The 19223-nt window shown below is 41.6% G+C and carries 19 protein-coding genes; all 19 read left to right on the top strand.

Translation table 11 applies throughout. The features are described 5' to 3' along the window. Positions 1 to 6: 6 nt before the first annotated feature. Positions 7 to 474, top strand: coding sequence for a GNAT family N-acetyltransferase (locus GMD5S_RS0207975; protein ID WP_000405313.1), 468 nt, complete (start codon positions 7 to 9; stop codon positions 472 to 474). Further along, positions 471 to 968, top strand: coding sequence for a GNAT family N-acetyltransferase (locus GMD5S_RS0207970; RefSeq protein ID WP_000702417.1), 498 nt, complete (start codon positions 471 to 473; stop codon positions 966 to 968). The genes GMD5S_RS0207975 and GMD5S_RS0207970 overlap by 4 nt, the downstream gene beginning before the upstream one ends. An 80-nt stretch (positions 969 to 1048) precedes the next feature. After that, on the top strand, positions 1049 to 2800 hold the full coding sequence (gene mltG / locus GMD5S_RS0207965; RefSeq protein WP_000927560.1) for an endolytic transglycosylase MltG: 1752 nt from the start codon (positions 1049 to 1051) through the stop codon (positions 2798 to 2800). A gap of 61 nt (positions 2801 to 2861) precedes the next feature. After that, positions 2862 to 3344 carry a transcription elongation factor GreA gene (greA, locus tag GMD5S_RS0207960; protein WP_000818765.1) on the top strand — a complete coding sequence of 161 codons (483 nt, stop codon included), beginning with the start codon at positions 2862 to 2864 and terminating at the stop codon, positions 3342 to 3344. Positions 3345 to 3420: 76 nt separating this feature from the next. Continuing rightward, complete coding sequence (locus tag GMD5S_RS0207955; RefSeq protein ID WP_000097708.1) at positions 3421 to 4785, top strand: amino acid permease; 1365 nt, start codon at positions 3421 to 3423, stop codon at positions 4783 to 4785. A 99-nt stretch (positions 4786 to 4884) separates the two neighbouring features. After that, positions 4885 to 5295 carry a GNAT family N-acetyltransferase gene (locus GMD5S_RS0207950; RefSeq protein WP_000558478.1) on the top strand — a complete coding sequence of 137 codons (411 nt, stop codon included), beginning with the start codon at positions 4885 to 4887 and terminating at the stop codon, positions 5293 to 5295. Positions 5296 to 5494: 199 nt separating this feature from the next. Beyond that, positions 5495 to 5704, top strand: coding sequence for a helix-turn-helix transcriptional regulator (locus GMD5S_RS0207945; RefSeq protein WP_001107495.1), 210 nt, complete (start codon positions 5495 to 5497; stop codon positions 5702 to 5704). Then, the gene (locus GMD5S_RS0207940; protein WP_000797150.1) at positions 5694 to 6182 is read left to right on the top strand and encodes a DUF6773 family protein; all 489 of its coding nucleotides are present in this window, start codon (positions 5694 to 5696) and stop codon (positions 6180 to 6182) included. Before GMD5S_RS0207945 ends, GMD5S_RS0207940 begins: the two co-directional genes overlap by 11 nt. A gap of 116 nt (positions 6183 to 6298) precedes the next feature. After that, on the top strand, positions 6299 to 7759 hold the full coding sequence (locus tag GMD5S_RS0207935) for a nicotinate phosphoribosyltransferase (RefSeq protein WP_000283148.1): 1461 nt from the start codon (positions 6299 to 6301) through the stop codon (positions 7757 to 7759). Further along, positions 7756 to 8580: an ammonia-dependent NAD(+) synthetase gene (nadE, locus tag GMD5S_RS0207930; RefSeq protein ID WP_000058070.1), complete on the top strand. Its 825-nt coding sequence runs from the start codon at positions 7756 to 7758 to the stop codon at positions 8578 to 8580. The genes GMD5S_RS0207935 and nadE overlap by 4 nt, the downstream gene beginning before the upstream one ends. 440 nt (positions 8581 to 9020) lie before the next feature. Further along, on the top strand, positions 9021 to 9572 hold the full coding sequence (locus GMD5S_RS0207925; protein WP_000643815.1) for a GNAT family N-acetyltransferase: 552 nt from the start codon (positions 9021 to 9023) through the stop codon (positions 9570 to 9572). 163 nt (positions 9573 to 9735) lie between these two features. Beyond that, positions 9736 to 10446 (top strand): thiol-disulfide oxidoreductase-associated membrane protein CcdA2, encoded by a 711-nt coding sequence (gene ccdA2, locus GMD5S_RS0207920; protein ID WP_000370906.1) that lies wholly within the window; start codon positions 9736 to 9738, stop codon positions 10444 to 10446. A gap of 13 nt (positions 10447 to 10459) precedes the next feature. Further along, complete coding sequence (locus tag GMD5S_RS0207915; RefSeq protein WP_000759256.1) at positions 10460 to 11023, top strand: redoxin family protein; 564 nt, start codon at positions 10460 to 10462, stop codon at positions 11021 to 11023. A gap of 9 nt (positions 11024 to 11032) precedes the next feature. Beyond that, entirely contained in the window at positions 11033 to 12145 is a 1113-nt protein-coding gene (gene msrB, locus GMD5S_RS0207910) for a peptide-methionine (R)-S-oxide reductase MsrB (protein ID WP_000998580.1), read from the top strand. A gap of 70 nt (positions 12146 to 12215) precedes the next feature. Further along, positions 12216 to 12953, top strand: a complete 738-nt coding sequence (locus GMD5S_RS0207905) for a response regulator transcription factor (protein WP_000222610.1) — start codon at positions 12216 to 12218, stop codon at positions 12951 to 12953. Further along, complete coding sequence (locus tag GMD5S_RS0207900; RefSeq protein WP_000831088.1) at positions 12950 to 14641, top strand: cache domain-containing sensor histidine kinase; 1692 nt, start codon at positions 12950 to 12952, stop codon at positions 14639 to 14641. Before GMD5S_RS0207905 ends, GMD5S_RS0207900 begins: the two co-directional genes overlap by 4 nt. Positions 14642 to 14750: 109 nt before the next feature. After that, the gene (locus GMD5S_RS0207895) at positions 14751 to 15314 is read left to right on the top strand and encodes a TIGR01440 family protein (RefSeq protein ID WP_000659506.1); all 564 of its coding nucleotides are present in this window, start codon (positions 14751 to 14753) and stop codon (positions 15312 to 15314) included. Between the two features lie 263 nt (positions 15315 to 15577). Next, entirely contained in the window at positions 15578 to 17293 is a 1716-nt protein-coding gene (gene pabB, locus GMD5S_RS0207890; RefSeq protein ID WP_008289588.1) for an aminodeoxychorismate synthase component I, read from the top strand. Positions 17294 to 17412: 119 nt separating this feature from the next. Next, on the top strand, positions 17413 to 19223 hold a 1811-nt coding region (locus GMD5S_RS10365), incomplete at its 3' end, for an Ltp family lipoprotein (RefSeq protein WP_016893829.1).

Raw genomic sequence — 19223 nt, 5'->3', positions numbered from 1 at the left:
AAACAGATGGAAATTCCAATCACTATAAGGCAAGCTACCCTATCAGATTTAGAAGAAATGTTGGCGATTGAAGAAGCCAATCCTTCATCAGAAGAGACACTTAGCCACCAATCCTTAGAAGAGAGTATCCGCAAGACTGCGGGTACCTTTCTTGTAGCTGGGGATGAAAATCAGCTCGTGGGCTATGTTTTGGGAGAAGCTCAGTCTCTTCATCCCAAATGGATAGAAGTAAAATCCTTGACTATTCATCCTGACCATTGGGGACAGGGGCTGGGAACTCTTCTTCTTGCAGCCTTGAAACAGGTGACAGTCGAACTAGATTATCAAGGTATTCTTTTGCAGAGTCCTGATGAACTACTATCATATTTTGAAATGAATGGCTTTGTTGAAGAAGAAGTGACCGAGAGTCATTATGGCAGTGGCTCTGAATGGTATCTGATTTGGGGAAATCCCTTTTATCAGGAGGAAATATGAAAATCAGACAAGCAAGATTTTCGGATTTAGATCGGATTATAGAGATAGAGCTGGAGAATTTTTCACTGGAGGAAGCCATTCCTCGTTCGGTCTTTGAGGCCCATTTGCAGGAAATTCAGACCAGTTTTCTGGTAGCTGAAAAAGAGGGGAATATTCTTGGTTATATCGAAGGTCCAGTCGTCCCACACCGCCATCTACATGATCAGTCATTTACAGAAGAAATAAAAGACTATAGCCATCAACCTGGAGGTTATATTTCTGTGACTTGCCTATCTATTGCCAAGGAAGCACAAGCTTTGGGAGTGGGGAAAAGACTATTAAGGGCTTTGAAAGAAGTCGCTTTAGAACATGAGCGAGAGGGCATTAATCTGACGTGTCATGATTACCTTATCGCCTATTATGAAAAGCACGGCTTTGTTAATGAAGGAATATCCCAGTCAAACTTTGCTGGGGAAACATGGTATGATATGGTCTGGCAGCCTGAAAATCAATAAAACTAGCTAGGGAATGCCCTAGTTGGTTGCTTTTCTACGACTTTTAAGATATAATATTATGGATTGTCAACAAGGAGGTAATGCTTTTGACTGAAAAATCAAGAGAAGAAGAAAAATTAAGCTTTAAAGAGCAGATTCTACGTGATTTAGAAAGAGTAAAAGAACAAGATAGAAGAGAGAAAGAAGTAGAGATTCCAAATCTGACGGCTTCATCATCTCAAGCTAGTTCAGCAACTCCTTCAGATCTTGAACCAGAAACATCAACAGAAGAGTTGATGGCTGATTCCCTGTCTGTTGTCGATAAAATTCTAAAGAATGCACCAAGTGTTCCTCCACTTTCAAGTGCTAGAACTGATGAAACGGATGACCAAGAAGAGAAAGAGATTAGACAGCCAATCATCGACAAGATTGAAGTTGTAGAATCTGAAGAACCTCTAGTAGAGCCGATTCATCTGGCTGAAGAACCTGTAGTGGAACCCGTTCAACCTAAGGTAGAACCAGTTGAGCTTAAACCCGAAGAAAAAGAATTTAACGATACTCCGACTAAGGTTGCCGTAACCTATAAAACAGAAGACAAGAAAGAGGAAATCACCCCAGGGATGCCTGAAAGAGTAGAGCCTGTTTCTACAGAATCTAGCAGTGGATTAGCTGATGCTCCGCGTCGTAGTCGTCGTCAAGGTGCAACATCAACTAAGAAAAAGAAAAAATCAAAAGCCAAAGGTTGCCTAGTAACAGTTCTAGTTCTCCTAGTACTCGTTGCAGTCGGTGGTTACTTTGGTTATGGTTACGTTCAAGATTCTTTGAAACCTGTTGATGCGAGCTCTAAGGACTATGTAACGGTTCAAATCCCAGACGGAGCAAACGTTCAAGAAATTGGAAGCACCTTGGAAAAATCTGGTTTGGTTAAACATGGACTGATCTTTAGCCTTTATGCTAAATACTATAGCCATGCTAACTTGAAGTCAGGTTATTACAACTTGAAGAAGAGTATGAGTACGGATGAGTTGATTCAAGAATTGCAAAAAGGTGGGACTCCTGAAGCTCAGGCACCTGTTCTTGCAAACTTGACCATTCCAGAAGGCTATACATTAGAGCAAATCGCTCAAACAGTAGGACAACTTCAAGGTGAATTTAAAGAACCTCTTACTGCGGATGCTTTCTTGGCAAAAGTTCAAGATGAGACCTTTATCTCACAATTAGTAGCCAAGTATCCAAACCTACTTGGAAGTCTTCCAACAAAAGACAGTGGCGTTCGTTATCGTCTTGAAGGCTACCTTTTCCCAGCAACCTATACGATCAAAGACAGCACAACTGTTGAAAGTTTGATTGATGAGATGGTAGCTGCTATGGACAAGGCTATGTCACCATACTACGCTACGATCAAAGAAAAGAATCTGACAGTTAATGAATTGCTCAGCATTGCTTCTCTTGTCGAAAAAGAAGGTGCTAAGACCGAAGACCGCAAGAAAATCGCAGGTGTCTTCTATAACCGCTTGAATGTCGGTATGCCACTTCAAAGTAATATCGCTATCCTATATGCTCAAGGAAAACTTGGTCAAAAGATTAGTTTAGCAGATGACGCTGGAATTGATACAACGATTGATTCACCATACAATGTTTACACACACCTTGGCCTCATGCCTGGACCGGTTGATAGCCCAAGTTCGGATGCGATTGAAGCAAGTGTAAACCAGACAAAGAGTGAGTACTTGTACTTTGTAGCCAATGTTGAAGACGGTAAAGTATACTTTGCAACAACAAAAGAAGAACATGATCAAAACGTTGCAGAGCATATCAATAGCAAGTTACCTCAAGCAAGTAGTTCAAACTAAAATTATGTGGTTTTCCACATAATTTTGTTTTAAAAAAGAAATAGAAAAGAAAGTTAAAAAAATGGCAGAAAAAACTTACCCAATGACCCTTGAAGAAAAGGAAAAACTAGAAAAAGAATTAGAGGAGTTGAAACTCGTTCGACGTCCCGAAGTCGTAGAGCGTATCAAGATTGCTCGTTCCTATGGAGACCTTTCAGAAAATAGTGAGTATGAAGCAGCGAAAGATGAACAAGCTTTTGTTGAAGGACAAATTTCAAGTCTAGAAACAAAAATTCGCTATGCTGAAATTGTTAATAGCGATGCAGTTGCCCAAGATGAGGTAGCAATCGGTAAAACAGTAACAATCCAAGAAGTCGGTGAAGACGAAGAAGAGGTCTACATCATCGTCGGTTCTGCAGGTGCAGATGCTTTTGCTGGTAAAGTATCAAATGAAAGTCCGATTGGCCGTGCTCTAATTGGCAAGAAGACTGGCGATACTGCAACGATTGAAACACCAGTTGGTAGCTATGATGTCAAAATCTTAAAGGTTGAGAAAACAGCCTAAATAGGATGAAAAAGGAGTAGTGAAGGTTTTGCCTTGCTCAACTCCTTTTTGGTTTTTTGGATAAATAGGAGACTATATGAGTTCAAATAAGAAGAAAAATAAAATGGAGCGTGGTTTAACCAATCGCCATGTTCAGGTGATGGCCATTGCGGGAACAATCGGAACCGGACTTTTCCTAGGTGCTGGTCGCTCTATCAGCCTTACTGGACCTTCTATCATTCTGATTTATATGATCACAGGAGCCTTTATGTTTTTGATGATGAGGGCTGTTGGGGAGATGCTGTATCAGGATCCAGAACAGCATACCTTTATCAACTTTATCACCCGTCATTTGGGGAAAGGCTGGGGATATTTCTCAGTTTGGTCTTATTGGCTGTCAGTTGTCTTTATCGGTATGGCAGAAATCACTGCCATCTCAGACTATGTCCGCTTCTGGTTCCCTACCTGGCCTAGCTGGCTGATTCAGCTTGTCTTTTTAACGATTTTGGCTTTGGTCAATCTGATTGCGGTTAAGCTCTTTGGAGAAGTCGAGTTTTGGTTTGCTATGGTCAAGATTGTGGCGATTTTAGCCATGATTGCCACTGGGGTCTTTATGGTTTTGACAGGCTTTAAGACACCGCATGGTGTTGCAAGTTTGGCAAATATCAGCGACCAGTTCTCTCTTTTTCCAAACGGAGTTATGAACTTTGTCATGGCCTTTCAAATGGTATTTTTTGCCTATCTGATGATTGAGTTTATCGGGGTGACAACTTCTGAAACAAAGAACCCTCGTCAGGTCTTGCCCAAAGCTGTTAAGGAAATTCCTCTCAGAATTATCTTCTTCTACGGGGGAGCTCTCATTGCGATTATGGCCATTATTCCTTGGTCTTATCTTAATTCTTCAGATTCTCCATTTGTAACGGTCTTTGAACTGGCAGGGATCAAGTGGGCGGCGGCTCTAATCAACTTTGTTGTCTTGACCTCAGCAGCGTCTGCTCTTAACTCAACTCTCTACTCAACAGGGAGACACTTATATCAGATTGCCCATGATTCGCCCAATCGTTTCTTAAAGGCCATCAAGGTCGATACCCTTTCTCGCCACAATGTACCTCAAAATGCCATCATCGCCTCAGCGATCTTGATTGCTCTGGCTGCCTTTATCAACGTGCTACCAGGTGTTTCAGATGCCTTTGCTTTGATCACCGCATCCTCATCAGGTGTTTACATCGCGATTTATATCTTGATTATGGTGGCCCATCTCAAATACCGTAAGTCACAAGACTTCATGGCTGATGGCTACCTCATGCCTCAGTATCGCTTGCTTAATCCCCTAACCATTCTCTTTTTTGTCTTTGTTTTCGTGACTCTCTTTTTGCAAGAGTCTACCTTCATGGGGGCAGTTGGTTCTGCCATCTGGATCCTTGTTTTTGGGATTTATAGTCAGTGGAAATTTAGAAAATAAATCATGAACTCATCAACTCTGTTTGGTGAGTTTTTCTAGTTTGACAGTCCATCGAAATAAGACTATAATCAAGCTGTAGTAGTTTATTAGGAGGTTTGGATGCACGTTAGATTGGAAAATAAGGAATCGCTTAAAGCGCAAGAAATAGGGGATTTGATTCGTGCTTATAATCGTTCTAAAAGAGAAGAGGCTGAAAGCGAGCCACTGAACCTTTATGTTGAAGACGAAAAGGGCAATCTCATGGCGGGCTTAGTAGCTGAGACTTTCGGAAATTGGTTGGAAATCGAATATTTATTTGTGAAAGAGGAATTGAGGGGACAAGGAATTGGTTCAAAACTATTGGAGCGAGCAGAAAATGAAGCCAAGAATCGAAACTGTCGTTTTTCTTTCGTGAATACTTACCAGTTTCAAGCGCCAGATTTTTATCTAAGCCATGGCTACAAGGAAGTCTTTACCTTGCAAGACTATCCCTACACAGGGCAAAGATACTATTACCAAAAGGATTTGTGATCTAGACTTCTTTCCTTTGAAGAGGAACTTAGCTAAGTATCAAAAAAAGAACGAATACTCTTTATCATGTAAGATGGTAGAGAGTTTTTTGTTAATAAAATCTTACAAAATGACATTTATATATTGCATTAAGTTAGATATATGGTATAATATATTTAAAAAGAAGCGCAACTTTTTAAAAATGTGAAGGAGGATGCTAGTGGCTAAAAACTTAAAATTAAAATTAGCTCGTGTGGAGCTTGATTTAACACAAGGGGATTTGGCAGAGGCTGTAGGTGTTACTAGGCAGACTATAGGTTTGATTGAAGCTGGGAAATACAATCCTAGTCTCTCCCTTTGCCAGTCCATTTGCAGATGTTTAGGCAAAACTTTAGATCAATTATTTTGGGAGGAAGAAGATGAAAAATAGATTTTTTTATTATCAATTATTAGACGAAAGAGAAGAACAACTGATTAACAAAGCTGGGACAGAGTCTTTTAATGTGTTTATCGGGCTCATTCTGCTAAGCTATCTGGTGGCTGTATTATCACCTGCTCTTTTTAATCCTAATATTCTTCTGGTTACCCTTCTTTTAGGAATTTTCTTCTTTTTCAATCGTACACGACAACTTGGAGTGACCTACTATAGTCGTTTTCATTTTACGATTGGAGGGTGTTTGCTGGTGACTCTCGCTATTACGACTCTCTTGATGTTGGAGAATTATCAATTCAATATCGAAATTTATCAGCACAATCCTTTGAACGTTAAATATTTGTCTGCTTGGGCCATCACTTATCTGATCTACCTTCCTTGGGTTTTTATCGGCAATCTTGGCCTTAAAAGTTATGGCGAATGGGCTCAAAAAAAGTTTGAGCAAGATATGGATGAACTGGAGAATGGAGAATAGCTTGTTAGCTTTTTATCAATCTCAGTAAAATGTGTTATAATAGTACTAATTTATCGGATGGTGTGAAAGTGGTAGAATACATTCATACCTTTGTAAAGTAGGAAGAAGGAAAACAGATGTATCCAGATGATAGTTTGACATTGCACACGGACTTGTACCAGATTAACATGATGCAAGTTTACTTTGACCAAGGAATTCACAATAAGAAGGCGGTTTTTGAGGTTTACTTCCGCCAGCAACCTTTTCAGAACGGCTATGCGGTTTTTGCTGGTTTGGAAAGAATTGTACATTATCTTGAAGATTTGCGCTTTTCAGATAGCGATATTGACTACTTGGAGTCGCTTGGCTATCATGGAGAATTCTTGGACTACCTACGAAATCTCAAGTTAGAATTAACAGTTCGTTCCGCTCAGGAAGGGGACTTGGTTTTTGCTAATGAGCCGATTGTACAGGTTGAAGGCCCTCTTGCCCAATGCCAGTTGGTCGAAACGGCTCTTTTAAACATCGTTAACTTTCAAACCTTGATAGCGACCAAGGCAGCACGTATTCGTTCAGTCATTGAAGATGAGCCCTTGATGGAATTCGGGACACGTCGTGCGCAAGAAATGGATGCGGCTATCTGGGGAACACGCGCAGCCGTGATTGGTGGAGCCAACGGGACTAGCAATGTGCGAGCAGGGAAGCTCTTTGGAATTCCCGTACTAGGAACTCACGCCCATGCCTTGGTACAGGTTTATGGAAACGACTATAAGGCCTTTAAGGCCTATGCATCAACCCATCGTGATTGTGTCTTTCTAGTAGATACTTATGATACGCTTCGAATCGGTGTGCCAGCTGCTATTCAGGTAGCGCGTGAGTTGGGTGATAAGATTAATTTTAAAGGCGTTCGTATCGACTCAGGGGATATAGCCTATATTTCCAAGAAAGTTCGCCAACAGTTAGATGAGGCTGGATATCCAGATGCCAAAATTTACGCTTCCAATGACCTCGATGAAAATACCATCCTTAACCTCAAAATGCAACACGCTAAGATTGACGTTTGGGGGGTGGGTACCAAGCTGATTACGGCCTATGACCAGCCAGCCCTTGGAGCGGTTTATAAGATTGTAGCTATCGAAGATGAAACTGGTAAGATGCGCAATACCATCAAGCTTTCAAGCAATGCTGAAAAAGTATCGACCCCAGGTAAGAAGCAAGTATGGCGCATTACTAGTCGTGAAAAAGGTAAGTCAGAAGGTGACTACATCACCTATGACGGTGTGGATGTTGCCAGCATGACAGAAATCAAAATGTTCCATCCGACCTATACTTACATCAAAAAGACCGTTCGTAATTTTGATGCCGTTCCTCTCTTGGTGGAAATTTTCAAAGAAGGAACATTAGTTTACAACTTGCCTAGTTTAACTGAGATTCAAGCCTATGCTCGTAAGGAATTTGACAAGCTTTGGGATGAGTATAAACGGGTACTCAATCCGCAACACTATCCAGTGGACTTGGCGCGTGATATTTGGCAGGACAAAATGGACTTGATTGACAAGATGCGCAAAGAAGCCCTTGGTGAAGGAGAAGAAGAATGAGTTTGCAAGAGGTCATTATCCAGCAACTAGGTGTCAAACCAGTGATTGACGCCCAAGAGGAAATTCGTCGTTCCATTGACTTTTTAAAGAGATACTTGAAAAAATATCCTTTCCTTAAAACCTTTGTACTAGGGATTTCTGGGGGTCAGGACTCAACCTTGGCAGGGCGCTTGGCGCAATTAGCTATGGAAGAAATGCGAGCAGAGACAGGAGATGACAGCTACCAATTTATTTCTGTCCGCCTGCCATATGGAGTGCAAGCTGATGAAGCAGATGCTCAAAAAGCTCTTGCTTTCATCCAGCCAGATGTCAGCTTGGTTGTGAATATCAAGGAATCAGCTGATGCTATGACAGCTGCAGTCGAAGCGACAGGAAGTCCTGTTTCAGACTTTAACAAGGGAAATATCAAGGCTCGTAGTCGTATGATTGCCCAATATGCCCTTGCGGGTGCCCATAGCGGAGCGGTCATTGGAACAGACCATGCTGCGGAAAATATCACAGGCTTTTTTACCAAGTTTGGTGACGGTGGTGCAGATATTCTCCCTCTTTACCGCCTCAATAAACGCCAAGGGAAACAACTCTTGAAGGAACTTGGTGCAGACTCAGCTCTTTATGAAAAAATCCCAACAGCAGACCTAGAAGAAGACAAACCTGGACTTGCTGACGAAGTTGCACTTGGAGTCACTTACAATGAAATTGATGATTACCTTGAAGGCAAAACAATCAGCCCAGAAGCTCAAGCGACTATCGAAAACTGGTGGTACAAAGGCCAACACAAACGCCACCTACCAATCACCGTATTTGATGACTTTTGGGAGTGAGACAGAAATCGGTAACTCGAAGAGTTCGATTTCGTTGTCTCACCCCCGCAACGATGACTAGGTTTGAAAAAGCTTGGTAAAGCGCATTTCAAACCAGACAGCGACTGCGTCAAGTAACTAGATGAAAAACTTGTTTTCTAGCTGTTACTGAGTATAGTCTTTTTACCCTGAGCCTAGAAATGAGAAAGCGAGGAAGGTCCGGGGGACCTTTTTAGCCCGAGTCTAGAAACAGGAAAACGAGGCAGATTCGGTAACTCGAAGAGTTCGATTTTCCTTGTCTCACCCCCGCAACGATGACTAGGTTTGAAGAAGCTTGGTAAAGTGCATTTCAAACCAGACAGCGACTGCGTCAAGTAACTAGATGAAAAACTTGTTTTCTAGCTGTTACTGAGTATAGTCTTTTTATCTTGAGCCTTAAGCTTAGAAAGCGAGGTAACATTATGAAAGCAATCGGTACGCAAATATTACAGACAGAACGTTTAATTTTGAGAAGATTTGTGGAGAGTGATGCAGAAGCCATGTTTCAAAATTGGGCTTCGTCTGCTGAGAATCTGACCTATGTCACCTGGGATCCTCATCCTGATGTTGAAGCGACTCGGAACTCGATTCGAAATTGGGTTGCATCCTATACTAATCCCAACTATTACAAATGGGCCATTTGTCTCAAAGAGAACCCAGAGCATGTGATAGGAGATATCAGCATCATTGAAATGCACGAGGAAGATTTAAGTTGTGAAATTGGGTATGTTTTAGGAAAAAACTTTTGGGGCCGAGGTATGATGACAGAGGCCTTGAAAGCTGTGTTAGATTTTTGTTTTACTCAAGCAGGCTTTCAAAAAGTCAGAGCTCGTTACGCTAGTCTCAATCTAGCTTCAGGCCGTGTTATGGAAAAAGCGGGAATGTCTTATCTAAAAACCATTGCCAATGGTGTGGAGAGAAAAGACTACGTTGCGGACCTTATTTATTACCAGATAAGTAGGGAGGACAGGTGATTCTCTTTTCTGTTTCTACCAAAGTCAGACCTTGTCTGGCTTTTTTTGTGCCAGATTTCTAAATAAGCTGATTAAATTCCTATTTTTCCCTATCATTGTCCCTGTTTTTTCTGGAGTTTTGGGGATATAATAGACCTATCAAATCAAAGAATGGAGGAAGGCAATGGACAATGTAATCTTTTTTATTAGTGTTTTTCTTGCTGGAATTCTTTCCTTCTTTTCTCCTTGTATTTTACCCTTGTTGCCAGTCTATGCAGGAGTCTTATTGGATGATAAGAATGATGCTCAGGCTTCTAGTGGAAAATTTTCAATCTCACTTGTTAGTTTATTGCGAACTTTGGCCTTTATAGCGGGGATTTCTTTTATCTTTATCTTACTGGGTTATGGAGCTGGTTTTTTAGGCAATTTGCTGTATGCTTCCTGGTTTCAGTATGTGACAGGTGCGATTATCATTCTCTTGGGCTTACACCAGATGGAAGTCCTACATTTGCAGGGGCTTTACAAGGAAAGAAGGCTACAATTAAAGAGACAGGGGCAAAAGGGTAACGGCTATAGTCAGGCATTTTTACTGGGGTTGACCTTTAGTTTTGCTTGGACGCCATGTGTGGGGCCAGTTCTGGGCTCTGTTTTGGCCTTGGCGGCTTCAGGTGGTTCAGGAGCTTTGCAGGGTGCTGGTCTCATGTTGGTTTTCACGCTGGGTTTGGCGCTACCATTTTTGGTTCTAGCTCTTGCTTCCAGTTATGTTTTGAAACATTTCCGAAAACTCCATCCTTATCTCGGAACCCTCAAAAAAGTAGGTGGTTTCCTCATTATCGTGATGGGAATCTTGGTGCTTTTGGGAAATGCTTCCATTTTGACTACATTATTTGAATAGAGAGGAAAAAGAAATGAAAAAATGGCAAACATGTCTCCTTGGAGTAGGCTCAATCTGTTGTTTGGCAGCCTGTTCGGCTAAAAACATGTCAGACGAGTCTACTATGAAGGAGCAATCCAAAACAGAACAAGTTAGTTCACAAACTGCGACTAAAGGTCAGGAAGTCGCTGATTTTGAATTGACAGGTGTAGATGGCAAGACCTATCGTTTATCTGATTACAAGGGCAAGAAAGTTTATCTCAAATTCTGGGCTTCTTGGTGTTCCATCTGTCTAGCCAGCCTTCCAGATACGGACGAAATCGCTAAGGATGCTGGTGATGACTATGTAGTTTTGACAGTGGTCTCTCCTGGTCATAAGGGGGAGCAATCTGAAGCGGACTTTAAGAATTGGTACAAGGGCTTGGATTATAAAAATTTTCCAGTTCTAATTGATCCATCAGGCAAACTTTTGGAAAGTTATGGTGTCCGTTCCTACCCGACTCAAGCCTTTATAGACAAGGAAGGCAAGCTGGTCAAAACACAACCAGGTTTTATGGATAAGGATATGATTTTAAAAGAATTGAAAGAAATGGGGTAGAGAAAGGCTATGAATGATAAAGTAAAACTTTTTGTCTTGGCAGGGGTTATTCTCCTAGCCATAACCGGTTTCTATTTTCTATTGATGCGAAATGCAGGGCAGACAGATAGCTCGCAAATTGAGAAAGCATCCGTTAGCCAAGGAGGAAAAACAGTGAAAAAAACAGAAATTAGTAAAGACGCAGACTTGCACGAAATTTATCTAGCTGGAGGTTGTTTCTGGGGAGTGGAGGAATACTTCTCACGCGTGCCTGGAGTGACAGATGCCGTTTCAGGCTATGCGAACGGTAGAGGGGAAACAACCAAGTACGAATTGATCAATCAAACAGGACATGCGGAGACTGTCCATGTCACCTATGATGCTAATCAAATTTCCCTCAAGGAAATCCTGCTTCATTACTTCCGCATCATTAATCCAACCAGCAAAAATAAACAAGGAAATGATGTGGGGACCCAGTATCGTACTGGCGTTTATTACACAGATGAAAAGGATTTGGAGGTAATCAACCAAGTCTTTGATGAGGTGGCTAAGAAATACGACCAACCTCTGGCAGTTGAAAAGGAAAACTCGAAGAATTTTGTGGTGGCGGAGGATTATCACCAAGACTACCTCAAGAAAAATCCAAATGGCTACTGTCATATCAATGTTAATCAGGCTGCCTACCCTGTCATCGATGCCAGTAAATATCCTAAACCAAGCGATGAAGAATTGAAAAAGACCTTGTCACCTGAGGAGTATGCAGTTACCCAGAAAAATCAAACAGAACGAGCTTTTTCAAACCGCTATTGGGATAAATTTGAATCCGGTATCTATGTGGATGTGGCAACTGGTGAACCCCTCTTTTCATCAAAGGACAAGTTTGAGTCTGGTTGTGGCTGGCCTAGTTTCACCCAACCAATCAGCCCAGATGTTGCTACCTACAAGGAAGATAAGTCTTACAATATGACACGCATGGAAGTGCGGAGCCGAGTTGGAGATTCTCACCTTGGCCATGTTTTTACGGATGGACCACAGGACAAGGGTGGCTTACGCTACTGTATCAATAGTCTCTCTATCCGCTTTATTCCCAAAGACCAAATGGCAGAAAAAGGCTATGCCTATTTACTAGATTATGTCGATTAAGAAGTCTTTCCTAAGCAGTTAGAGGAGAATTTTGCTATACTGATACTAGTAAGTGGTAAAGGAGCAGAGCATGACCTACACAATCTTAATCGTAGAAGATGAGTATCTGGTAAGACAAGGCTTGACCAAGCTGGTCAATGTAGCAGCCTACGATATGGAAATCATCGGTCAGGCTGAAAATGGAAGACAGGCTTGGGACTTGATTCAAAAGCAGGTGCCAGATATCATTTTAACCGATATTAACATGCCTCAGCTGAATGGCATCCAGTTGGCTAGTCTGGTACGAGAAACCTATCCTCAGGTTCACCTAGTTTTTTTGACAGGTTACGATGATTTTGAGTATGCCTTGTCTGCTGTCAAACTCGGTGTGGATGACTACTTGCTCAAGCCCTTTTCGCGTCAGGATATTGAGGAAATGTTAGGGAAAATCAAGCAAAAACTAGACAAGGAAGAAAAGGAAGAGCAGTTACAAGATTTATTAACTGATAAGTTTGAGGGAAACCTGGCCCAGAAAATCCAGTCCCATCTGGCTGACAGTCAATTTAGTTTAAAGAGCTTGGCCAGTGATTTGGGCTTTAGCCCAACTTATTTGAGTTCCTTGATTAAGAAAGAGTTGGGTTTGCCTTTTCAGGATTACCTGGTGAGGGAGCGTGTCAAACAAGCTAAGCTCTTACTTCTGACCACGGATTTAAAGATTTACGAGATCGCGGAGAAGGTTGGTTTTGAAGATATGAACTACTTTACCCAACGTTTTAAACAGATTGCAGGTGTGACACCTCGTCAGTTTAAGAAGGGAGAAGGCCGATGAAGCGTTCTTCTCTTTTAGTCAGAATGGTTATTTCCATCTTTCTGGTCTTTCTCATTCTCCTAGCTCTGGTTGGGACTTTCTACTATCAATCTAGTTCATCAGCCATTGAGGCCACTATTGAGGGCAATAGCCAAACGACCATCAGCCAAACTAGCCACTTTATTCAGTCTTATATCAAAAAATTAGAAACCACCTCTACCAGTTTGACCCAGCAGAAGGATGTCTTAGCCTATGCTGAGAATCCTAACCAAGACCAAGTCAAGGGAATCCGAGATCTGTTTTTGACGATCTTAAAGGCAGACCAGGACTTGAAAACGGTGGTACTGGTCACCAAATCCGGTCAGGTCATTTCTACAGATGACAGTGTGCAGATGAAAACTTCCTCAGATATGATGGCTGAGGATTGGTACCAAAAGGCCATTCATCAGGGAGCTAAGCCAGTTTTGACACCAGCTCGTAAATCAGATAGTCAGTGGGTTATTTCTGTCACTCAGGAACTTGTCGATACAAAGGGATCCAATCTTGGTGTACTTCGTTTGGATATTTCCTACGAAACCCTGGAAGCCTATCTCAACCAACTCCAGTTGGGTCAGCAGGGCTTTGCCTTTATCATCAATGAAAACCATGAATTTGTCTACCATCCTAAACGTACTGTCTATAGCTCAGCGAGTGAAATGGAGGCCATGAAACCCTACATCGAGACGGGGCAGGGCTATACGCTGGACCATCAATCCTACGTTAGTCAGGAACAGATTACAGGTACTGATTGGACGGTTATAGGCGTGTCTTCGTTGGAGAAGTTAGACCAGGTTCGGAGTCAACTCATGTGGACCTTGCTTGGTGCTAGTGCCTTATCTCTTCTTGCCTGTCTCTGCTTGGTGTGGTTCAGTCTCAAGCGCTGGATTGCCCCTTTGAAGGATTTGAGAGAAACCATGCTGGAAATTGCTTCTGGTACACAAAATCTGCGTGCCAAGGAAGCTGGTGCCTATGAACTGAGAGAAGTGACTCGTCAGTTCAATGCCATGTTGGATCAGATTGATCAGCTGATTGCAGCTATTCGCAGGCAGGAAGAAGCGACCCGGCAGTATGAGCTTCAAGCCTTGTCAAGTCAGATTAACCCCCATTTCCTCTATAACACCTTGGACACTATCATCTGGATGGCTGAATTTCAGGATAGTCAGCGAGTGGTTCAGGTGACCAAGTCCTTGGCAACCTATTTCCGCTTGGCGCTCAATCAAGGCAAGGATTTGATTTCTCTTTCTGATGAAATCAATCATGTCCGCCAGTACCTCTTTATCCAGAAACAACGCTATGGTGATAAGCTGGAGTATGAGATTGATGAAGATTCTGCTTTTGATAATTTAGTCTTGCCTAAACTGGTGTTGCAACCTCTTGTAGAAAATGCCCTTTACCATGGTATTAAGGAGAAGGAAGGTCATGGACATATTAAAGTTTCTGTTCAGAAACAGAATACAGGGCTTGTCATCCGCATTGAGGATGATGGCGTTGGCTTCCAAAATCCTGGTGATAGCAGTCAAAGTCAGCTCAAACGTGGGGGAGTTGGCCTTCAAAATGTCGACCAACGACTCAAACTTCATTTTGGAGAAAACTATCAGATGAAGATCAATTCTGCACCCGAAAAAGGGACAACAGTTGAAATATACATTAATAAAATAGCAATTAGCTAACTCCCAGTTCACTCTGGGAGTTTTGCTTTTAAAAATCAGAATGATTAGTTGGCCTTGATAAAATCAGTAAAAAAAGATATGATAGATAATGACAAAAGAGGTATCAAGTATGAAGGAAAAAGACATTCAAAGAGCAACAAGCCAGATTGTTGAAGATGTATTAGAAAAGGCCAATTTGAAGCAAGGGGCTATCTTTGTTTTGGGCCTTTCTTCTAGTGAGGTGATAGGTGGTCAGATTGGCAAGGAATCCAGTCAAGAAATTGGGGAAATCATTGTGAAGACCATTCTAGATATCCTAGAGGAAAAAGGAATTCATCTAGCTGTTCAAGGTTGTGAACATGTTAATCGTGCCCTCGTTGTTGAACGTCAGCTGGCAGAGCGGTTTGGTCTTGAAATCGTCAGTGTCCTTCCTACACTTCATGCAGGAGGTTCGGGTCAGTTGGCAGCCTTCAAGTTTATGCGGGATCCAGTTGAGGTTGAATTTATCAAGGCCCATGCTGGATTGGATATCGGAGACACTGCAATTGGCATGCATGTCAAGCATGTTCAGGTTCCGATTCGCCTTCTTTTGAGAGAAATTGGTCATGCCCATGTAACGGCTCTAGCTAGTCGTCCCAAACTAATCGGAGGTGCGCGTGCGCAGTATCCAGAAGATTCTATCAGAAAGTCATAAAATCATTCGATAGTAACAGAAGAAAAGCAAAAGACAGAGGAAAAATGGTATAGATACCATGACTTCCTCTGTTCTTTTTTGTTGAATTTTTGTGTAAAGTGCTCCAAATAAGACCAGTTTTTACAAGAAGAAGGGGTGCTATCTGATGGAGAATTGCTAAAAGTAGAAAAAAGCAATTTAGAGAAGATTTTTCGTTATAGAAATCAGTAAACAAAGCTGGATTTAGCTGTTCTAGGTCGGCTTTTTTGTGCTATACTTAAGATATGCATAGAAAAACAGTGATTGATTTTAGGGCTTTGGGGGAGAGATACACCTTTACCCAGCCTATCAAAGAGTTAAAAACGAGAGATTTATCAGAAGTGGCAGACTTGCTGGCACAAGTGGAAAGCTACCAAGAGCAAGGTTATTATGTCGTGGGCTACGTCAGTTACGAGGCTGCACCTGCTTTTGAGGAAAAACTGGCAGTTCACAAGTCTCCTCTACTGGGCGAGTACTTGCTTTACTTTACAGTTCATGATAGGGTAGAAACATCACCTATTCCTCTGACTTATGAGGAAGTAGATCTGCCTTCAAAGTGGCAGGAAGAAACATCTGCAGAAAACTATGAAAAGGCTATTACCCAGATTCACCATCATTTGCGGCAGGGGGACACCTATCAGGTCAACTACACCGTCCAACTCAAGCAAGATTTAAGTGCCAATCCTTTTGCCATCTACAATCGCATGGTGGTAGAGCAGGAGGCGGGATACAATGCTTATGTAGAACATGACGAGATGGCAGTGATTTCCATGAGCCCAGAACTCTTTTTTGAGCAAAATGACCGAGAATTAACGACTCGCCCAATGAAGGGAACAACCCAGCGGGGAGTGACTGACCAAGAAGACCTTGCCCAAGCTAGCTGGCTAGAACAGGATCCTAAAAATCGCTCTGAAAACATGATGATTGTGGACCTCTTGCGCAACGATATGAACCGTATTTCTGAAGTGGGCAGTGAATATGTGGAGCGTCTGTGCCAAGTGGAGCAGTATTCAACCGTTTGGCAGATGACGTCGACCATCAAGAGTCAGTTACGACCGGATGTGGACCTAGTTGAAATCTTCCGTTCGCTCTTTCCATGTGGATCCATCACAGGAGCTCCCAAAATTGCTACCATGGAAATCATCAAGAACTTGGAGCCCCAACCCAGAGGAATTTACTGCGGAACGATTGGTCTCTTGCTTCCAAATGGACGACGGATTTTCAATGTCGCCATTCGGACTATTCAACTCTATATGGGCCAAGCTATCTATGGAGTTGGCGGAGGGATTACTTGGGATAGTACTTGGGAATCTGAATACCGAGAGGTTCATCAAAAGGCAGCTGTACTCTACCGTAAACAAGCACGTTTCCAATTGATTACAACTGGGAAAATCAGCCAAAAACAACTGCTTTTTGAAGATCAACATCTGGAAAGACTGACAAAGGCGAGTCGTTATTTTGCCTATCCTTTTGATCCAGAAGAACTGAGACAAAAGATAGAGGAAGAGTGTCGAGCTTGTGATGTTAATCAAGACTACCGCTTACGAATTACCCTCAGCAAGTCTGGAGAGATGGAACTCAGTCGCCAAATCTTAGCACCCCTCAGTCCAAGTTTCTGCAAAGCCAAACTTTGTCTGCAAGAAACAGATTTGAATCAATCATTTACTTACTTTAAAACAACTCATAGACCACACTTAAGTCTAGGGGAACAGGAAATCATTTACCATAATGCAGCAGGAGAACTGCTTGAGACCTCTATTGGAAATCTGGTCTTAAAAATTAATGGTAAACTCTACACACCGCCTATCAGACTTGGAATTTTACCAGGAATTTATCGTCAGCATTTGCTGGAAACAGGACAGGTAAAAGAGAAAATTACGACTTTGGAAGACCTGAACCAAGCAGAAGCTATCTATGGCTGTAACGCAGTCAGAGGTTTGTATGAGTTGGAAGTGATATAATTATAAATTTTTTAATTAATTTTTAGATTTATTTGTTAATATTTAATATTTGATTTGAAAGCAAAATTAAATATATGGTATACTATAGGTATAAATCATTAAAAACAATGGAGATTTTTATGAAAAAATCAAAAAAAATTTTAGTAACCAGCTTAGCCGCTGCAACACTGGGACTTATTTCATTTGCGGATACAACTGGAGACTTTCCTTTCTCGGCTCAGCATGTTTCTGCTCAAGAAAAGGATGTGTCTAAAAATGGTAAGGTTGTAAAAGAGAATACAACTTCGGCGCCAAATCAAGCTGAAAAATCAAAAACACCAGCGCAAAATCCTGCTGAGAAACCAAAAACACCAGCACCGAAACCAGAACCAAAACCAGCGCCAAAGCCAGCGCCGAAACCAGCTGAGAAACCGAAAACACCAGCTCAAAAACCTGCTGAGAAACCTAAAAATACAAGTCCTAAAGAGGATAAGTCCAAATCTACAGCTCAGTCTGGTTGGGTAGGCTCATCGTACTATGAAAATGGTACTAAAGTTACTAATAAGTGGATTTTTGATAAAAAAGCTAATTCTTATTTCTATCTAAATGCTTCGGGAAACTATGTCCAAAATGCTTGGGTAGGCAATTACTATCTTAAATCAGATGGTAAAATGGCTAAGAGTGAATGGATTTATGATAAAAACTATGGATCCTATTATTATCTAACCGCAGAAGGTAGCTACGCTCGAAACGCATGGGTAGGTAATTACTATCTCAAATCAAATGGGAAGAGAGCTAAAAATGAATGGATTTATGACAATAACTATGGGTCATACTATTATTTAACAGGAGAAGGCAGCTACGCTCGCAACACATGGGTAGGCAATTACTATCTTAAATCAGATGGTAAGATGGCTAAAGCTGAGTGGATTTATGATAAAAACTATGGGTCATACTATTATTTAACAGGAGAAGGCAGCTACGCTCGCAACACATGGGTAGGTAATTACTATCTTAAATCAGATGGTAAGATGGCCAAAAATGAATGGGTAGATGGTGGTCGTTATTATGTAGGAGACGATGGTGTGTGGCAACCAAAACCAGCGCCAAAGCCAGCACCAAAACCAGCTGAGAAACCGAAAACGCCAGCACAGAAACCTGCTGAGAAATCGAAAACACCAGCACCGAAACCAGCACAAAAACCTGCTGAGAAACCAAAAACACCAGCACAAAAACCTGCTGAGAAACCGAAAACACCAGCATCAAAACCGACTGAAAAAGCTAAAGAAACAACTCCTAAACAGGATAAATCACAATCTAAAGTTCAGTCTGGCTGGGTAGGAAATTACTACCTCAAATCAGATGGAAAGAGAGCTAAAAATGAATGGGTAGATGGTGGTCGTTATTATGTTGATTCTGATGGAAAAAAGGTTAAAAGTGACTGGATTTATGATAAAAACTATGGTTCATATTACTATCTCACAGCAGAAGGCAGCTACGCTCGCAACAAATGGGTAGGAAATTATTATCTCAAATCAGATGGTAAGATGGCCAAGAATGAATGGGTAGACGGCGGTCGTTATTATGTTGAATCAGACGGTAAAATGGCTAGGGATAAATGGGTAGATGGTGGCCGTCACTATGTAGACTACGATGGTGTGCGGCAACCAAAACTAGATGGGAAGCAGTACAATGCTGCTTTAAATAAAGCGAAAAGCTATAATTCGGTTTTACATATGTCAAAAAAAGATCTCTATAACCAATTAACGTGGAATGGTTTTTCAAGTTCAGTAGCGCAGTATGCCATCGATCACTTGAATGCAGATTACAAAGCAAATGCCTTAATTACAGCAAGAGAATACCGAAAGAATAACCATTTATCAAAGACAGAGATTTATGAGTGGCTAACTTCTTCTTATGTTGGAAAATTTACAAAAGAAGAAGCAAACTA

The sequence above is a fragment of the Streptococcus sp. GMD5S genome (genome assembly GCF_000298715.2).
Classification (GTDB): domain Bacteria; phylum Bacillota; class Bacilli; order Lactobacillales; family Streptococcaceae; genus Streptococcus.
The sequence above is the reverse complement of the archived record's forward strand: the minus strand, read 5'-3'. Positions and strand labels throughout refer to the sequence as shown.

Bases quoted from the DNA above. Each gene is read 5' to 3' on its own strand.
- GMD5S_RS0207975 (WP_000405313.1), top strand. From the start codon at position 7: ATGGAAATTCCAATCACTATAAGGCAAGCTACCCTATCAGATTTAGAA.
- GMD5S_RS0207915 (WP_000759256.1), top strand. From the start codon at position 10,460: ATGAAAAAATGGCAAACATGTCTCCTTGGAGTAGGCTCAATCTGTTGT.
- GMD5S_RS0207935 (WP_000283148.1), top strand. From the start codon at position 6,299: ATGTATCCAGATGATAGTTTGACATTGCACACGGACTTGTACCAGATT.
- mltG (WP_000927560.1), top strand. From the start codon at position 1,049: ATGCTTTTGACTGAAAAATCAAGAGAAGAAGAAAAATTAAGCTTTAAA.
- greA (WP_000818765.1), top strand. From the start codon at position 2,862: ATGGCAGAAAAAACTTACCCAATGACCCTTGAAGAAAAGGAAAAACTA.
- GMD5S_RS0207905 (WP_000222610.1), top strand. From the start codon at position 12,216: ATGACCTACACAATCTTAATCGTAGAAGATGAGTATCTGGTAAGACAA.
- nadE (WP_000058070.1), top strand. From the start codon at position 7,756: ATGAGTTTGCAAGAGGTCATTATCCAGCAACTAGGTGTCAAACCAGTG.
- pabB (WP_008289588.1), top strand. From the start codon at position 15,578: ATGCATAGAAAAACAGTGATTGATTTTAGGGCTTTGGGGGAGAGATAC.
- GMD5S_RS0207940 (WP_000797150.1), top strand. From the start codon at position 5,694: ATGAAAAATAGATTTTTTTATTATCAATTATTAGACGAAAGAGAAGAA.
- GMD5S_RS0207895 (WP_000659506.1), top strand. From the start codon at position 14,751: ATGAAGGAAAAAGACATTCAAAGAGCAACAAGCCAGATTGTTGAAGAT.
- GMD5S_RS0207970 (WP_000702417.1), top strand. From the start codon at position 471: ATGAAAATCAGACAAGCAAGATTTTCGGATTTAGATCGGATTATAGAG.
- GMD5S_RS0207950 (WP_000558478.1), top strand. From the start codon at position 4,885: ATGCACGTTAGATTGGAAAATAAGGAATCGCTTAAAGCGCAAGAAATA.
- msrB (WP_000998580.1), top strand. From the start codon at position 11,033: ATGAATGATAAAGTAAAACTTTTTGTCTTGGCAGGGGTTATTCTCCTA.
- GMD5S_RS0207925 (WP_000643815.1), top strand. From the start codon at position 9,021: ATGAAAGCAATCGGTACGCAAATATTACAGACAGAACGTTTAATTTTG.
- GMD5S_RS0207900 (WP_000831088.1), top strand. From the start codon at position 12,950: ATGAAGCGTTCTTCTCTTTTAGTCAGAATGGTTATTTCCATCTTTCTG.
- ccdA2 (WP_000370906.1), top strand. From the start codon at position 9,736: ATGGACAATGTAATCTTTTTTATTAGTGTTTTTCTTGCTGGAATTCTT.
- GMD5S_RS0207955 (WP_000097708.1), top strand. From the start codon at position 3,421: ATGAGTTCAAATAAGAAGAAAAATAAAATGGAGCGTGGTTTAACCAAT.